General features: G+C 60.9%; 14 protein-coding genes and 1 pseudogene. 11 read left to right on the top strand and 4 right to left on the bottom strand.

Going from position 1 to position 15,221, the window contains the following annotated elements; translation table 11 throughout:
- The first annotated feature begins 64 nt into the window (after positions 1-64).
- Genes ACI77H_RS07495 through ACI77H_RS07480 form a run of 4 tightly spaced genes read left to right on the top strand, consistent with a single transcriptional unit; the run spans position 65 to position 5,626 of the window.
- Positions 65-1,228, top strand: a complete 1,164-nt coding sequence (locus ACI77H_RS07495; protein WP_407011266.1) for an isovaleryl-CoA dehydrogenase — start codon at positions 65-67, stop codon at positions 1,226-1,228.
- Between the two features lie 12 nt (positions 1,229-1,240).
- Positions 1,241-2,848 (top strand): carboxyl transferase domain-containing protein, encoded by a 1,608-nt coding sequence (locus ACI77H_RS07490; protein WP_407011265.1) that lies wholly within the window; start codon positions 1,241-1,243, stop codon positions 2,846-2,848.
- A 13-nt stretch (positions 2,849-2,861) separates the two neighbouring features.
- Positions 2,862-3,677, top strand: coding sequence for a gamma-carboxygeranoyl-CoA hydratase (locus ACI77H_RS07485; protein WP_407011264.1), 816 nt, complete (start codon positions 2,862-2,864; stop codon positions 3,675-3,677).
- Positions 3,677-5,626 (top strand): acetyl/propionyl/methylcrotonyl-CoA carboxylase subunit alpha, encoded by a 1,950-nt coding sequence (locus tag ACI77H_RS07480; RefSeq protein WP_407011263.1) that lies wholly within the window; start codon positions 3,677-3,679, stop codon positions 5,624-5,626. Before ACI77H_RS07485 ends, ACI77H_RS07480 begins: the two co-directional genes overlap by 1 nt.
- A 39-nt stretch (positions 5,627-5,665) precedes the next feature.
- Here ACI77H_RS07480 and ACI77H_RS07475 read toward each other — a convergent pair whose 3' ends face one another.
- A complete protein-coding gene (locus ACI77H_RS07475) occupies positions 5,666-6,313 on the bottom strand; it encodes a LexA family protein (RefSeq protein WP_407011262.1) in 648 nt (215 codons plus the stop codon).
- Positions 6,314-6,443: 130 nt separating this feature from the next.
- Between ACI77H_RS07475 and ACI77H_RS07470 the strand changes: the two genes are divergently transcribed.
- Both ACI77H_RS07470 and ACI77H_RS07465 read left to right on the top strand, forming a co-directional pair.
- Entirely contained in the window at positions 6,444-6,785 is a 342-nt protein-coding gene (locus tag ACI77H_RS07470; protein ID WP_407011261.1) for a DUF6124 family protein, read from the top strand.
- 486 nt (positions 6,786-7,271) lie between these two features.
- Positions 7,272-8,423 (top strand): M14-type cytosolic carboxypeptidase, encoded by a 1,152-nt coding sequence (locus ACI77H_RS07465; protein WP_407011260.1) that lies wholly within the window; start codon positions 7,272-7,274, stop codon positions 8,421-8,423.
- 39 nt (positions 8,424-8,462) lie between these two features.
- Here the strand turns inward: ACI77H_RS07465 and ACI77H_RS07460 are convergent, their stop codons facing one another.
- The gene (locus tag ACI77H_RS07460) at positions 8,463-8,909 is read right to left on the bottom strand and encodes a winged helix-turn-helix transcriptional regulator (RefSeq protein ID WP_407011259.1); all 447 of its coding nucleotides are present in this window, start codon (positions 8,907-8,909) and stop codon (positions 8,463-8,465) included.
- Between the two features lie 94 nt (positions 8,910-9,003).
- On the opposite strand from ACI77H_RS07460, the gene ACI77H_RS07455 reads away from it, so the two are divergent.
- Positions 9,004-10,209, top strand: coding sequence for an MFS transporter (locus tag ACI77H_RS07455; protein WP_407011257.1), 1,206 nt, complete (start codon positions 9,004-9,006; stop codon positions 10,207-10,209).
- Here ACI77H_RS07455 and ACI77H_RS07450 read toward each other — a convergent pair.
- Entirely contained in the window at positions 10,206-10,751 is a 546-nt protein-coding gene (locus tag ACI77H_RS07450; RefSeq protein WP_407011256.1) for a cytochrome b, read from the bottom strand. The two genes, ACI77H_RS07455 and ACI77H_RS07450, sit on opposite strands and share 4 nt — an antisense overlap.
- A complete protein-coding gene (locus ACI77H_RS07445; protein WP_407011255.1) occupies positions 10,748-11,833 on the bottom strand; it encodes a catalase family peroxidase in 1,086 nt (361 codons plus the stop codon). Before ACI77H_RS07445 ends, ACI77H_RS07450 begins: the two co-directional genes overlap by 4 nt.
- Before the next feature lie 158 nt (positions 11,834-11,991).
- On the opposite strand from ACI77H_RS07445, the gene ACI77H_RS07440 reads away from it, so the two are divergent.
- The 4 genes and pseudogenes from ACI77H_RS07440 to zapE all read left to right on the top strand — a co-directional run bounded on the left by ACI77H_RS07440 (position 11,992) and on the right by zapE (position 15,196).
- Positions 11,992-12,498: an RNA polymerase sigma factor gene (locus ACI77H_RS07440; protein ID WP_407011254.1), complete on the top strand. Its 507-nt coding sequence runs from the start codon at positions 11,992-11,994 to the stop codon at positions 12,496-12,498.
- Complete coding sequence (locus ACI77H_RS07435) at positions 12,495-13,247, top strand: anti-sigma factor family protein (protein ID WP_407011253.1); 753 nt, start codon at positions 12,495-12,497, stop codon at positions 13,245-13,247. The genes ACI77H_RS07440 and ACI77H_RS07435 overlap by 4 nt, the downstream gene beginning before the upstream one ends.
- A gap of 364 nt (positions 13,248-13,611) precedes the next feature.
- Positions 13,612-13,872 (top strand): annotated as a pseudogene (locus tag ACI77H_RS07430) (ABC transporter substrate-binding protein); the annotation flags it as partial.
- 193 nt (positions 13,873-14,065) lie between these two features.
- Positions 14,066-15,196 carry a cell division protein ZapE gene (zapE, locus tag ACI77H_RS07425; protein WP_407011252.1) on the top strand — a complete coding sequence of 377 codons (1,131 nt, stop codon included), beginning with the start codon at positions 14,066-14,068 and terminating at the stop codon, positions 15,194-15,196.
- Positions 15,197-15,221 lie beyond the last annotated feature (25 nt).

Here is a 15,221-nt window from a genome sequence, read left to right as displayed (position 1 = left end):
TAACGTAAAGGTGAGAACCACATCACGGCCCTCCCCACCCTACAAAAAAGCCAAAAGGTGACCCATGAGCTACCCATCCCTGAACTTTGCCCTCGGTGAAACCATCGACATGCTGCGCGATCAGGTTCAGTCCTTCGTCGCCAAAGAGATCGCCCCGCGCGCCGCTCAGATCGACATCGACAACCTGTTCCCCGCCGACCTGTGGCGCAAGTTCGGCGACATGGGCCTGCTCGGCGTTACCGTGCCGGAAGAATACGGTGGTGCTGGCCTGGGTTACCTGGCGCACGTGGTGATCATGGAAGAAATCAGCCGTGGCTCGGCGTCGGTCGCCTTGTCCTACGGCGCGCACTCCAACCTCTGCGTGAACCAGATCAACCGCAACGGCAATCACGAACAGAAAAGCAAATACCTGCCAAAACTGATCAGCGGCGAGCACATCGGCGCTCTGGCCATGAGCGAACCGAACGCCGGTTCCGACGTGGTTTCGATGAAACTGCGCGCCGATAAACGCGGCGATCACTACGTGCTCAACGGCAGCAAAACCTGGATCACCAACGGCCCCGACGCCAACACCTACGTGATCTACGCCAAGACCGACCTGGAAAAAGGCCCTCACGGCATCACCGCGTTTATCGTTGAACGTGATTCCAAAGGCTTCAGCCGCAGCAACAAGTTCGACAAGCTCGGCATGCGCGGTTCCAACACCTGCGAGCTGTTCTTCGATGACGTCGAAGTGCCGGAAGAAAACATCCTCGGTGTGCTCAACGGTGGCGTGAAAGTCCTGATGAGCGGCCTCGACTACGAGCGCGTTGTCCTGTCCGGCGGCCCGACCGGGATCATGCAATCCTGTATGGACCTGATCGTTCCCTACATCCACGATCGCAAGCAGTTCGGCCAGAGCATCGGCGAATTCCAGCTGATCCAGGGCAAAGTCGCCGACATGTACACCCAACTCAACGCCAGCCGCGCCTACCTCTACGCCGTGGCCCTGGCTTGCGAACGCGGCGAAACCACGCGTAAAGACGCGGCGGGCGTAATCCTCTACAGCGCCGAGCGCGCCACACAAATGGCCCTCGACGCGATCCAGATTCTCGGCGGCAACGGGTACATCAATGAATTCCCGGCCGGTCGTCTGCTGCGTGACGCCAAGCTGTACGAAATCGGCGCTGGCACCAGTGAGATCCGTCGCATGCTGATCGGTCGCGAACTGTTCAACGAAACCCGCTAAACGGAGTTGTCCATGGCTATCCTGCATACCCAGCTCAACCCCCGTTCGGCGGAGTTCGCCGCCAACAGCGCGGCGATGCTCACTCAGGTCGACGCCCTGCACACCCTGCTCGCGCAAGTGCAGCAAGGTGGCGGCCCGAAGGCGCAAGAACGCCACACCTCGCGGGGCAAATTGCTACCGCGCGAGCGGATCAATCGCCTGCTCGATCCGGGCTCGCCGTTCCTTGAAATCAGCCAACTGGCGGCCTACGCGGTGTACGGTGAAGACGTGCCCGCTGCGGGCGTAATTGCCGGGATCGGCCGAGTCGAAGGCGTCGAGTGCATGATCGTGGCCAACGATGCCACGGTGAAAGGCGGCTCGTATTACCCGCTGACCGTGAAAAAACACCTGCGCGCCCAGACCATCGCTCAGCAGAACCGTTTGCCGTGCATCTACCTGGTGGACTCCGGCGGCGCCAACCTGCCGCGTCAGGATGAAGTGTTCCCCGACCGCGAGCATTTCGGGCGGATCTTCTTCAACCAGGCCAACATGAGCGCCATGGGCATTCCGCAAATTGCGGTGGTCATGGGTTCCTGCACCGCCGGCGGCGCCTACGTGCCAGCCATGGCCGACGAAGCGATTATGGTGCGCAATCAGGCAACGATTTTCCTCGCCGGCCCGCCGCTGGTGAAAGCCGCGACCGGTGAAGTGGTCAGCGCCGAAGACTTGGGCGGTGCCGATGTGCACTGCAAGATTTCCGGAGTCGCCGACCATTATGCCGAGAGCGATGAGCACGCCCTGGCCATTGCCCGACGCAGCATCGCCAACCTCAACTGGCGCAAGCTCGGCGAACTGCAACAACGCACGCCCATCGCCCCGCTCTACAGCAGCGACGAGTTGTATGGCGTGGTCTCGGCCGACGCCAAGCAGCCGTTCGACGTGCGCGAAGTGATCGCACGGCTGGTGGACGGTTCGCTGTTCGACGAATTCAAGGCCCTGTTCGGGACTACGCTGGTGTGCGGCTTTGCTCACTTGCACGGTTACCCGATCGCGATCCTCGCCAACAACGGCATCCTCTTCGCCGAGGCTGCGCAGAAAGGCGCGCACTTCATCGAACTCGCGTGTCAGCGCGGTATTCCGCTGCTGTTCCTGCAAAACATCACCGGTTTCATGGTCGGCCAGAAATACGAAGCCGGCGGCATCGCCAAGCACGGTGCAAAACTGGTGACCGCCGTGGCGTGCGCCAAGGTGCCGAAATTCACCGTGATCATCGGCGGCAGCTTCGGCGCCGGTAACTACGGCATGTGCGGACGGGCCTACGATCCACGTTTCCTGTGGATGTGGCCGAACGCACGAATCGGTGTGATGGGCGCCGAGCAAGCCGCGGGGGTTTTGGTGCAGGTCAAACGCGAGCAAGCCGAGCGCAGTGGCCAGGGTTTCAGCGCCGAGCAGGAAGCCGAAATCAAGCAGCCGATCCTCGATCAATACGAAGAACAGGGCCACCCGTACTACTCCAGTGCACGGCTGTGGGACGACGGCGTCATTGACCCCGCGCAGACCCGCGATGTATTGGCCCTGGCCTTGTCCGCGTCGCTGAACGCGCCAATCGAACCGAGCCGCTTCGGCGTGTTCCGGATGTGATCGGGAGAACCTCATGAGCGACTTCAACACCCTCGAGCTGCAGACCGACCCACGGGGTTTTGCGACCCTGTGGCTCAGCCGGGAAGAAAAGAACAACGCGTTCAATGCCGAGATGATCCGTGAACTGATCCTCGCGCTGGACAAGGTCTCGACCGACGCCAGCCTGCGCTTTTTACTGGTGCGCGGACGCGGCAAGCATTTCAGCGCTGGCGCCGACCTGGCGTGGATGCAGCAATCAGCCGAACTCGATTACCAGACCAATCTGGATGACGCCCGGGAACTGGCGGAGTTGATGTACAACCTGGCCAAGCTGAAAATCCCGACGCTGGCCGTGGTGCAAGGCGCTGCGTTCGGCGGCGCGCTGGGCCTCATCAGTTGCTGTGACATGGCGATTGGCGCCGATGATGCGCAGTTCTGTCTGTCGGAAGTGCGCATCGGCCTGGCACCGGCGGTGATCAGCCCGTTCGTGGTGCAAGCCATCGGCGAACGCGCGGCACGTCGTTATGCCCTGACCGCCGAGCGCTTCGGTGGGCAACGCGCTCGCGAAATCGGCTTGTTGTCGGAGAGCTATCCAATCAATGAGCTGGAACAGAAAGTCGAGCAATGGATCGACAACCTGCTGCTCAACAGCCCGGCAGCCATGCGCGTCAGCAAGGACTTGCTGCGTGAAGTGGGTAATGGTGCGCTGACCCCGGCGCTGCGCCGCTACACCGAAAACGCCATCGCCCGCATTCGCGTCAGCCCCGAAGGCCAGGAAGGCCTGCGCGCCTTTCTGCAAAAACGTCCGCCGAGCTGGCAGGCCGAAACCACCCCCAAGGAGCCGCGTTGATGAGCGCACCTGTCATTACCTCTCTGCTGGTGGCCAACCGTGGCGAAATCGCTTGCCGGGTCATGCGCACCGCCAAGGCCCTGGGCCTGACCACCGTCGCTGTGCACAGTGCCACCGACCGCGAAGCCCGGCACAGCCGTGAAGCGGACATCCGTGTCGACCTCGGTGGCAGCAAAGCCGCCGACAGTTACCTGCAAATCGACAAACTGATCGCTGCTGCCAAGGCCAGTGGCGCACAAGCGATTCATCCCGGTTATGGATTTTTGTCGGAAAACGCCGGGTTCGCCCGTGCGATCGAAGCAGCGGGGCTGATCTTCCTCGGGCCGCCCGCCTCGGCCATTGATGCCATGGGCAGCAAATCCGCCGCCAAAGGCTTGATGGAAACCGCTGGCGTGCCACTGGTGCCCGGTTATCACGGCGAAGCTCAGGACCTCGACACCTTCCGCGACGCGTGCGAACGCATCGGTTATCCGGTGTTGCTCAAGGCAACGGCGGGCGGTGGCGGCAAAGGCATGAAAGTGGTCGAGGACGTCAGCCAACTGGCCGAAGCCCTGGCCTCGGCTCAGCGTGAGGCGCAATCCTCGTTCGGCGATTCGCGGATGCTGGTCGAAAAGTATTTGCTGAAGCCGCGCCACGTGGAAATCCAGATCTTCGCCGACCAGCATGGCAACTGCCTGTACCTCAACGAGCGGGATTGCTCGATTCAGCGTCGGCACCAGAAAGTCGTCGAAGAAGCCCCCGCACCGGGCTTGAGCCCGGAACTGCGTTGCGCCATGGGCGAAGCCGCCGTGCGTTCGGCGCAGGCCATCGGTTATGTCGGTGCCGGCACCGTGGAGTTCTTGCTGGATGCGCGCGGTGAGTTCTTCTTCATGGAGATGAACACGCGGCTGCAGGTCGAACACCCGGTTACCGAAGCCATCACCGGTCTCGATCTGGTCGCCTGGCAGATTCGCGTGGCGCGTGGCGAAGCGCTGCCGATGACTCAGGATCAAGTGCCCCTGATCGGCCATGCGATCGAAGTGCGGCTGTATGCCGAAGACCCGGGCAATGATTTCCTGCCAGCCACCGGGCGACTGGAGTTGTACCGTGAATCGGCTGACGGTCCGGGTCGTCGGGTCGACAGCGGTGTTGAAGAAGGCGATGAGATTTCGCCATTCTACGACCCGATGCTTGGCAAGTTGATTGCCTGGGGCGAGGATCGCGAACAGGCGCGCCTGCGTTTGTTGAGCATGCTCGATGAGTTCGCAATTGGCGGGCTCAAGACCAACATCAACTTTCTGCGCCGCATCATTGGCCATCCTGCGTTTGCGGCAGCCGAACTGGATACCGGGTTTATTCCGCGTTATCAGGAGCAACTGCTGCCAGAGCCTTCGGAACTCAGTGATGAATTCTGGCAAGCCGCGGCGCAAGCGTTTTCCCAAAGCCAACCGGGCACGCCCCGCGCTGATGACCCGAGTTCGCCTTGGGGCATCGGCAATGGATTCCGTGCCGGATTGCCAAAAGAAATCACCCTGCATTTGAGCTGCGAAGGCCAGGACCGCGCGCTGACGTTGGGCGCTACCCAATCGGCGCAGCTCACGGGCGAGCAACTGCTGACCGAACACAACGGCGTGCGCCGCCAGCATCGGGCAATCCGTCGCGGCGACGTGGTGTATCTGCAATGGGAAGGTGAATTGCGCCGCATCGAGGCCTACGACCCGATCAGCGCCGTCGAAGCCAGTCACAGCCATCAGGGCGGACTCACGGCGCCCATGAACGGCAGCATCGTGCGGGTACTGGTGGAAGCCGGGCAAACGGTCGAAGCCGGGGCGCAACTGGTGGTGCTGGAGGCGATGAAGATGGAGCACAGCATTCGTGCGCCACACGCCGGGGTGATCAAGGCGCTGTATTGCCAGGAAGGCGAGATGGTCAGCGAAGGCAGTGCGTTGGTCGAACTGGAAGAAGCGTGAAATCAGGATCGGTCCTACGCGTTGCGAGGACCGATCTGATCAGAACCTCGCCGTTGCCTGAACCACTACGCCGATGATTCGGCAGGCTTCGGTGTAAAGGGCTTTCGGATACGTCGGATTGAGCGGGACCAGGTAACGCTGCCCGCCCTCTTCGATCAGTTTGCGGAACGTCGCTTCAGTGCTGTCCGGCCATTGCGCGATCACCAGTTTTCCGGACTCCGGCACAATGGCCGGGTCCACGAGAATCATCATGCCCTCGGCAATACTGACGCCGCTCGGTGCAGTCATCGCATCGCCCACCACGGTCAACCAGAACGCCGCGCCCTGAGCGTGGTAGTCGGTCAGTTCGAATCGCGCCTTGTCATAGACCGTCGGCTCGCCGTCGCGCACCTCGCAGGATTCGCGCCAGTCGCTGACCGGGTAACGGAAGTACGGGTTGTACTTTCGCACCAGATCCTGGCTCTCCTCCTTCGCGGTGTCCGGTTCCCGGATCACCAGCGCCACCTCGAGAAACTCCATGCCCAGTGCATGCAACACGCGGTTCATGTCATCGATGCCGGGTTGGCGACGTTTGTTCAGCCAATGACCGACGCCGCCCTGGGACATCCCCAAGCGGTCGGCGAGTATTTCTTGAGTGACTTTGAGTTCACTCATTTTGGCCTTGACCAATTCAATCCATTTATCCATGTGCGGCACGATACGTGGGCGCCTCCGGCCAACAAAACACAACTTGTAGTATTTAAATTTTCGTCACAAATACAGTTCGTACTACGATTGGATCACGGATTTGAATCTAACACGGAGCTTTGCAATCGCCATGACCATCCCCAGCAATGACTTGCCAGACATGCAGATCGACACCTCCCTCACCTCGCCAAAAGGGTCGGCCGCCGCGCAGCGCGCCCTGGACTATTACTTGAAACCAGCTGTGTCCGAAGAGGTGGAACAAGAGCGATTTTTTGATGTGAACCGCAATGTCAGCAGCGAGGAAGCCTTGGTGCGCGCTTCAGACCTGTTGCGCTGCGCTGCCGCCACGGCCTACGAATCGGCGAACAACCTGCAGGGCGTCCACCGGGACCTGGCGTTTTCAACGGTGCATATGATCGATATGGCCAAGGCGTTGCTGGATCGATCCCTGGACGGGGATCATCACGGATAAGGCAGGCAAGGTCTATTGGGCAGGGCGCGGGAAAGAATTTTCCAATCGCGCAGATAAAATCGTTTGACTTGCAAACGAGAATGATTATTATTGCACTCGGCTGATCGCAAGATCAGTCGATTGTCCAAGTGACCTTAGGTCGGTCTCCTGGACTATCTCCTCATCAGGCTAATCACGGTTTTTGACCCGGCTTTTTGCCGGGTCTTTTTTTTGCCAGTTATTCTGGCTTTACCTTCAGGCTAATGAAGTCTTTGGTGCTACAAATTCGATGGCGCGGATAATATCAAAAGAATATCTGTTGGCAAGAGAAGCCCGGCAACATTGGGCCAAACTCACGAAAAATAGCACTTGAGAATCAATCGCACAGTCTCTAAGCTGCGACTGCGTCAAGGAGGACGCCCCCCCTTTTACCCCGCAATTTCTCCCGGTTTTTCCCTTCCCAGCGTGTAGAGTATCAGCCATAAAAATCATATTCAGGAATCGACTATGACCGTGGCCAAATCTTCTTTCGACATCAGCGCCAACTTCGACAGCGGCAACATTGAAGTGCTGGACATCAGCAATCCGTTGCAAGCCCTGCTGGCCATCAAGCCAGACACCCGCAGCCAGCATTTTCAGTGGTTTCACTTCAAGGCCAGCGGTTTGCACGTCGGGCAGGAACACTGGTTTCGTCTGAACAATGCCAGCAGGTCCTCGTACAACAAAGCCTGGGATGGCTATCAGGCAGTGGCGTCTTACGACCACGTCAACTGGTTCCGGGTGCCGACTATCTTCGAAGGTGACTGCCTGCGTTTCAGCCTTGAAGCCACCGCGACTCACGCCTGGTTTGCCTATTTCGAACCCTACAGCCGTGGCCGCCATGACTGGTTGATCGAGCAGGCGCTGACCAAGGCCGGCACCGAACTGTTGGCCACCGGCAAGAGTGTCGAAGGTCGTGACATTCAGCTGCTGCGCAAGGGCACCGGCGCCGAAGGCCAGCGCAAGGTCTGGATCATTGCCCAGCAACACCCCGGCGAGCACATGGCCGAGTGGTTCATGGAAGGCGTGATTGAACGCCTGGAAAGACACGACGATCCAGTGCTGAATAAACTGCTGGCCAGCGCCGACCTGTACCTGGTGCCGAACATGAACCCGGACGGTGCCTTTCACGGTCACCTGCGCACCAACGCCATGGGTCAGGACCTCAATCGCGCCTGGCAAAGCGCCAGCCCGGAGATCAGCCCGGAAGTCTTTTTCGTCCAGCAACAAATGGAAAAGTACGGCGTCGACCTGTTTATCGACGTCCATGGCGATGAAGAAATCCCCTACGTGTTCACCGCCGGCTGCGAGGGCAACCCAGGCTACACCCCGCGAATCGAAAAACTCGAGGAGCATTTCCGCAGTCATCTGAAGCACCTGACCAAAGACTTCCAGACCAAACACGGCTACACCCGCGACGAGCCGGGTAAAGCCAACATGACCCTGGCGTGCAACAGCGTCGGTCAGAAATTCGACTGCCTGTCATTGACCCTGGAGATGCCGTTCAAGGACAACAACGATGCGCCGAATGCGCTGACTGGCTGGTCCGGCAAACGTTCGAAGCAATTGGGCAAGGATGTACTGACGACCGCGGCGGACATGGTCGATACCTTGCGCTGATCCTCCACAACTGCTGCATGCCGGGCATGCAGCCACGCTTTATTCGGCCGCCACTCGCACACAATCCTCCGGCCCCAACAATCGCCCGTCCTCGGCGCGCAATTCCAATGGCCGCACCGGTCGACCGTGGTCTCGGTCGACCACCCGCGAGTGTGTCTCCCCGTCCTCATAGAAAAACGCCTCGCCCCACTGCCGCAATCCGATGATCAGCGGGAACAGGCCTTTGCCCTTCTCCGTCAGTACGTATTCCTGATATGCGCTGCCATCCGACGCCGGCACCAGATCGAAAATCCCGTGGCTCACCAGCGTGCGCAATCGTGCCGAGAGAATGTTCTTCGCCATCCCCAGATTGCGCTGGAACTCACCAAACCGGCGAAGACCGTCGAACGCATCGCGCACGATCAACAACGACCACCAATCGCCGATGGCATCCAGTGAACGGGCCACCGGGCATTCGGCGCTTTCCATGCTTGTACGCTTGGCCATGAGTGCGCTCTCGAAAACAAATGTGGTTGCAATATAAAACCGGCTTGCTTACCGTACAACTGGTTTTATTTAGAAACCACCTTAGGAGCCCGGCATGAAGCCCACTCAAACAAATCTCAGCAGCGGCGTCGTGTTGCTGTTCGCCATCGCCTGCGGACTGGCCGTCGGCAATGTGTATTACGCACAACCCTTGCTTGATGCGATGGCCGAGGCGTTTGCCATGGACCCCGCGACCATCGGCATCGTCGTCACTCTCACCCAGGTCGGTTACGGCGTCGGATTGTTGTTGCTGGTGCCGCTCGGTGATCTGCTGAACCGCCGACGCCTGATCGTCACGCAAACCCTGCTGTCGGCGCTGGCGTTGTTGATGATCGCGTTAGCCTCGAACAGTACCTGGTTGTTGATCGGGATGACGTTGACCGGGTTGTTGGCGGTGGTCACACAAGTGTTGGTGGCCTACGCCGCGACATTGGCCATCCCGGCGCAGCGTGGGCGTGTGGTCGGCGTGGTCACCAGCGGCATCGTCGTCGGCATCCTGCTGGCGCGGACGGTGGCAGGCGGCATGGCTGATCTGGCGGGTTGGCGCTCGATCTATCTGGTGTCGGCAGGGTTGACCCTGATGATGGCGTTGCTGCTGTTGCGTGTGCTGCCGAAACACGAGGACACGCAACCGGCCAGTTCCTACATTGCGTTGCTCGGCTCGGTGTTCACGTTGTTCAAGGAGGAAGCGGTGTTACGTCATCGGGCGGTGCTTGCGCTGCTGACCTTCGCCAGTGCCATGGTGCTGTGGACGCCTATGGTGTTGCCGCTGAGCGCCCCGCCGCTGTCGTTGTCCCACACGCAAATCGGCTTGTTCGGACTGGCCGGCGCCGCCGGAGCACTGGCCGCCGCACGTGCCGGGCATCTGGCCGATCGCGGCTGGGGCCAGTGGGCCAGCGGTTTGTCATTGTTGTTGATGCTGGCCTCCTGGGTGCCGATCGCACTGACTCAATCCTCGTTGTGGGCCTTGTTGCTGGGCGTGATTACCCTCGATCTTGGCTTGCAAGCCGTGCACGTAACCAGCCAAAGCATGATCTACAGCGTGCGCCCCGAAGCGCAAAGCCGCCTCACCGCCGGTTACATGCTGTTCTATTCGATTGGCAGCGCGCTGGGTTCGATCGGTTCGACGGCGATGTACGCCTGGGCCGGGTGGCTCGGGGTGTGCCTGTTGGGTGCGGGGATCAATGCCGTGGCGTTGGGATACTGGTGGCTGACGCTGAAAAGTGGCGCATCCGCACGATGCGCCACGCAAGCCGGTTAACCGTGATCCTTGCCCCGCAACATGCTGTCGAGCACGTCGTCGCGGCGCACCCACGCGTGAAACAACGCCGCCGCCAGATGCAGCAGCACGGTCAGAAACAACAGATACGCCAGATACCCGTGCGCCTTGCGCAGGAACGCAAACACCTGTGCGTTGGCCGGGACGATCGACGGCAACTGCAACGAACTGCTGAGCATCACCGGGTCGCCCGCCGCCGAAATCATCGCCCAGCCGAGCAACGGCAGGATAAACATCAAGGCGTACAGCAACACATGCGAAGCCTTGGCCGCCAGCACCTGCCAACCGGGCAAGTCCGCCGGCAGCGGTGGTTGTCGGGTAGAAAAGCGCACAACAAGGCGCACGATCACCAGCAACAGAATGGCGATGCCCAACGGCTTGTGCAGATGGATCAGCCACTCATGACGCTCCGAGACGGAAGCGACCATGCCCGCGCCGATAAACAGCATGGCAATGATCATCAGCGCCATCAGCCAATGCAGCAGTCGCGCCAGCGGCGCGAAGTGGTTCGGTTGCGTGCTCATTGTTGAGCCTCCTGTTTGGCGGCGGGCAACTGGCTGACTTCACTGGTGCGGCGCAAGTAGGAACTGGCGTAACCGGCTGAACGAGCGGCGAGCAACGGGTCGTCGGACCCTTCGATACCGGCGGGCAATACCAGCGGGTCGTAGTTAATGTCCCGGCATTCGCCATTCAGTTGCGGCTGGGTGCTTTCAAGCACCAGCGTGCCGGCGTTCACCACTTTGCGACCGTCGGGCCAGGCCTTGCTGGCGTCGTTGACCGGATCACCGGGGTTGGCCAGCATGATGTCGAGCCGCCAACGCAAGGGGCTCGCAGCGATTCGTTGGACGAGGTCTTTCTCAAGGAAATCGCTGCCCTCAGGTGCCGAGGCACCTGCCGCGTCCTGCATCAACGGCACCATGCTCCAGCGCACCGCTTGCTTTTGCCCGGTCGCATTGACCAGGTAAAACGCGTTGACGCTGTTGTAGGTCTCCGTGACGTAACTGGCGGACGGCTTGGCGGTTTTGATCCAGGCCAGGAACGGCGCCGCCTCCGGGTGCGCACCGAAGAACGCCGGCACCGCTGCCGGGTTCGGTTTGCCGGTGGCCGGGTCCGGCGACTGCGCTTGTTGCAACTGGTAGAACGCTTCGGGCGTCCCCACCGGGAACACCGGCATGCTGTTCATTCCGGTGCGCCACTGTTGGCCGTTAGCCTGGGTGAAGCGCAACGCCAGGCTGCGGATCGGCACGGCGCTGTCCGGCGCGTAAGGATTGCCGGCCGGCAACGCGAAACGTCCGACAACCGGAGTCCGCGCCTCATTGAACACCAGCGCGCTGGAATAGCTGCGCGCTTCACCGCTGCTCTCGAAGTGCCCGATCACGCACACACCTTTGGAGTGATTACGCCGGAACCCCGGGTGTACGCCGTTGTTGGTTTCCAGCACATTGATCAGTTTTTTCGGCGTCAGGCGCTGTGGGTCAAAAGTGCCGTTGACGTAGGCAAAGGCCCCGGCCACGACAGCGACCACCACGGCAATACCGGCCAAGCGCAACGTCAGGCTCGCGGCACTCAAGGGGGGCCGGGTGGGCGGTGATGAGCGATCTACCATGAAAGACTCCAGGGCCATCGGCCACAAGTGAGAAGGATCAAGCAGACGAACGCCACGCGGGTTTATTCCATCACGCGGTATTTATTTTTTCAGGCGTGGAATAACCTCGAGTGCCGGGCGTCTTCCTAGTCCACAGCGTAGTGACTAGTCAGAAACTGATGAACGATATCGACGAACAACTGAGTGAAATCATTCCCAGATTGCGCCGGTTTGCCCTGTCGTTGACGCGCAACCGCAGCAGCGCCGACGATCTGGTGCAGTCGTGCCTGGAGCGGGCGCTGTCGAGTTGGGGCGACAAACGTCCCGAGGGCGACTTGCGGGCGTGGCTGTTTTCGATTCTTTATCGGCAGTTTCTCGACGACCACCGGCGCTCCCGGCGTTATGCGCGGATGCTCGAATTCTTTACCGGACGTGACGACTCCCAGCCCTCGGTAGAACGCACCGTGATCGCCCAGTCGACCCTGCAAGCCTTCGATCAGCTCAGCACCGAACAGCGGGCGCTGCTGCTCTGGGTATCGGTCGAAGGCCTCAGTTACAAGGAGGTCGCCGAGATTCTCGACGTCCCCGTCGGCACCGTCATGTCGCGCCTGTCCCGCGCCCGCCCAGCTTTGCGCCAACTCAGCGACGGCGAAATCACCCGCCCTTCCCTGCGGAGACTCAAATGATCAGCATGCCCCCGAGCGAGCGTGACCTGCACGCGTATGTGGACCACCAACTCAATGATGACGACCGACGCCTGGTGGAGACTTTTCTGGCGGGCAACGTGGAAATGTCTGCACAGGTCCGCGCCTGGCAGCAGGACGCCCAGCAACTGCGTGCGGCGCTCAGCGGCGCGTTGCAGCAACCGGCCAACCCGGATCTCGATCCGGCGCTGATTCGCCAGCGCCTCAAACGCCAATCGCGCCGCCATCTGGCCAGCGCTGCCGTGCTGCTGATTGCCGTCGGCATCGGTGGGGTCAGCGGTTGGCAGGCGCGGGAGATGACCCTCCTCAGCGCTGCCGCACCGATGGCCGATGCGATGCAGGCCTATCGGTTGTTTGCTCAGCAAGGCATGTTGCCGGCGGATTACAAGGTCAGCGATGACGGCGATATGCAGGGTTGGCTCGACCGTTATTTCACCCAGGCCCATCGCTTGCCGGACCTTTCCGGCGCGGGGTTCAAACCGGTCAGCGGGCGCCTGCTCAGTACCGAGCAGGGGCCGGCGGCGATGGTGGTTTATGAGGACCGCAGCGGGCACAAAGTCAGCTTCTACGTACGGCCGCCAGGGCCGAAAAACTTCCTGCTGCCGAGGGGCAGTCGCAGTGACGGCGGGTTGCAGGCCGAGTACTGGTCGGGGGGCGGTTACAACTACGCGATGGTCAGCCCGAGCGATACGCCGACGGCGCAGCTGCTCAAACAAACCGTGCAATTCTGAACCCACCACAAATCCCTTGTAGGAGCTGGCTTGCCAGCGATGGCGGTCTTCCAGTCGATAAATCAGTTGCCTGACCCGCTATCGCTGGCAGCCAGCGCCTACAAGGGGGCGGCGTCGATCACAAAATTTTCAGCCAACTTCAATCAACTGTAGGAGCAAGCTTGCTCGCGATGGCGGTTTATCCGTCGATATAGATGTTGCTTGTGTGGGCCTCATCGCTGGCAAGCCAGCGCCTACAGGGGGGGATAAAGTCGGTGGTGGGGCGGCCGGGATTCGTGCGGCGCAGACGCTGGTGGCGCATGGTGTGCGCCCGGTGCTGCTGGTCGAAACCGCGCGCGGAAGTTCGCCGGTTGCCGCCGATAGATCTGCCATCGCCAATAACACCCAACCGGAACTGGCGCAGAAACTCGCCGCGTTTCTGCTGACCCCCGAGGCGCAAGCCGCTGCGCTTGAAGATGGCGACCAGATCCCGTCCAACCCGAATACCCCGACCACTGAGAAAACCCGTGGCCAGGTCGAGGCGATGAAGCAGTATCTGACAACGGCGATTGCCATCGATTGGAACCAGGTCAACGAACAGCGCCCGGCGTGGAATGCGCGGTGGAATCGGAGTATCGAGCGGTAGTTCGCTGATCGATCAAACGCAACAAAACCTGTGGGAGCGAGCCCGGCTAACTGACAGAGTCCAAACCTCACCTCCAGTACCGCCCGTTTTGCGTCCCGTACCTGTCGACACAACTGGAAGCCAATTTACCGCATTGGTTACACTACGCCGCCGCAGCTCGGGGAGCCTGCCTGAAGATTACGGGGTGACATCAGTGGCCGTTCGACCGCCCAACCGTTCGCGATTCACACCACGCTGGCCCGCGCTGCGCCGTCTCTTCGGCAAGGCATCGACTGCCTCCGCCACTCATTCAGCGCTGGGGCGCGTGGTCCACGACTACTTCCGGCACAAGGCGCACGCACAGGGGTATACCCTCAGCCACAGCCAGCAGCGTGTGATCGACTGCATGGCGAATCACGCCGCAGCACTGCTCGGCACTTCGGCGAAACCGCTGCCGGGCCTGTATCTGTATGGGGCTGTGGGGCGCGGCAAGAGCTGGTTGCTCGACGGTTTTTTCCAGGCACTGCCGATCGCGGAAAAACAGCGCCTGCACTTCCATGAGTTTTTCGCTCGACTGCACCAGGGCATGTTCCGTCATCGCGATCACCCGGATGCGCTGGCGACGACCCTCGACGATTTGCTGAGCGATTGCCGGGTGCTGTGTTTCGACGAGTTTCACGTCCATGACATCGGCGACGCCATGCTGATCACACGGCTGTTCAAGGCCCTGTTCCGCCGAGACATCCTGCTGTTGGTGACCTCCAATTACCCACCCGAAGGCTTGCTGCCGAACCCGCTCTACCACGCACGTTTCAAACCGGTGATCGACTTGATCAACGCGCGCATGCAGGTCATGGAGGTCGGCGGCCCGCATGACTATCGCAGCCAGGCGAGAGCCCACGCCCAGCAGCTATTTACTCAGGGGCACTACGTCTGGCCGGCCACATTGGCGCAACGCCAGGCACTGAAACTGCCCGAGCCCGACGCGCCGGCCATTCCTTTGCCCGTCGGCAGCCGACATCTTCCTGCCCGATATTGCGCAGGACGAACCATCGGTTTCACTTTCGGCGATCTGTGCGACCACCCCACCGCGGTCATGGATTACCTGGAGTTGTGCCGGCGTTTCGACCACTGGATCATCGACAAACTGCCCAACCTCGCCGACTGCTCAATCGCAGCGCAGCAGCGCTTCATCAATCTGGTGGACGTTCTGTACGATCAGGACAAGCACCTGATCCTGCTGGGCCAGTGCTCGTTGCGCGAAAGCCTGGGTGGCGATGCCATCGACCTGGCGCGCACGCGCAGCCGGTTGGGGCAATTGGTGGAGGTCAGGGAGACGGTCTAGCGGGCGCTAAACCGGGTGATAGCAA

It is taken from the genome of Pseudomonas sp. O230 (assembly GCF_045447035.1).
Taxonomy (GTDB): domain Bacteria; phylum Pseudomonadota; class Gammaproteobacteria; order Pseudomonadales; family Pseudomonadaceae; genus Aquipseudomonas.
Note: the sequence above shows the minus strand (reverse complement) of the source record. Positions and strands in the feature narration are given on the sequence as shown.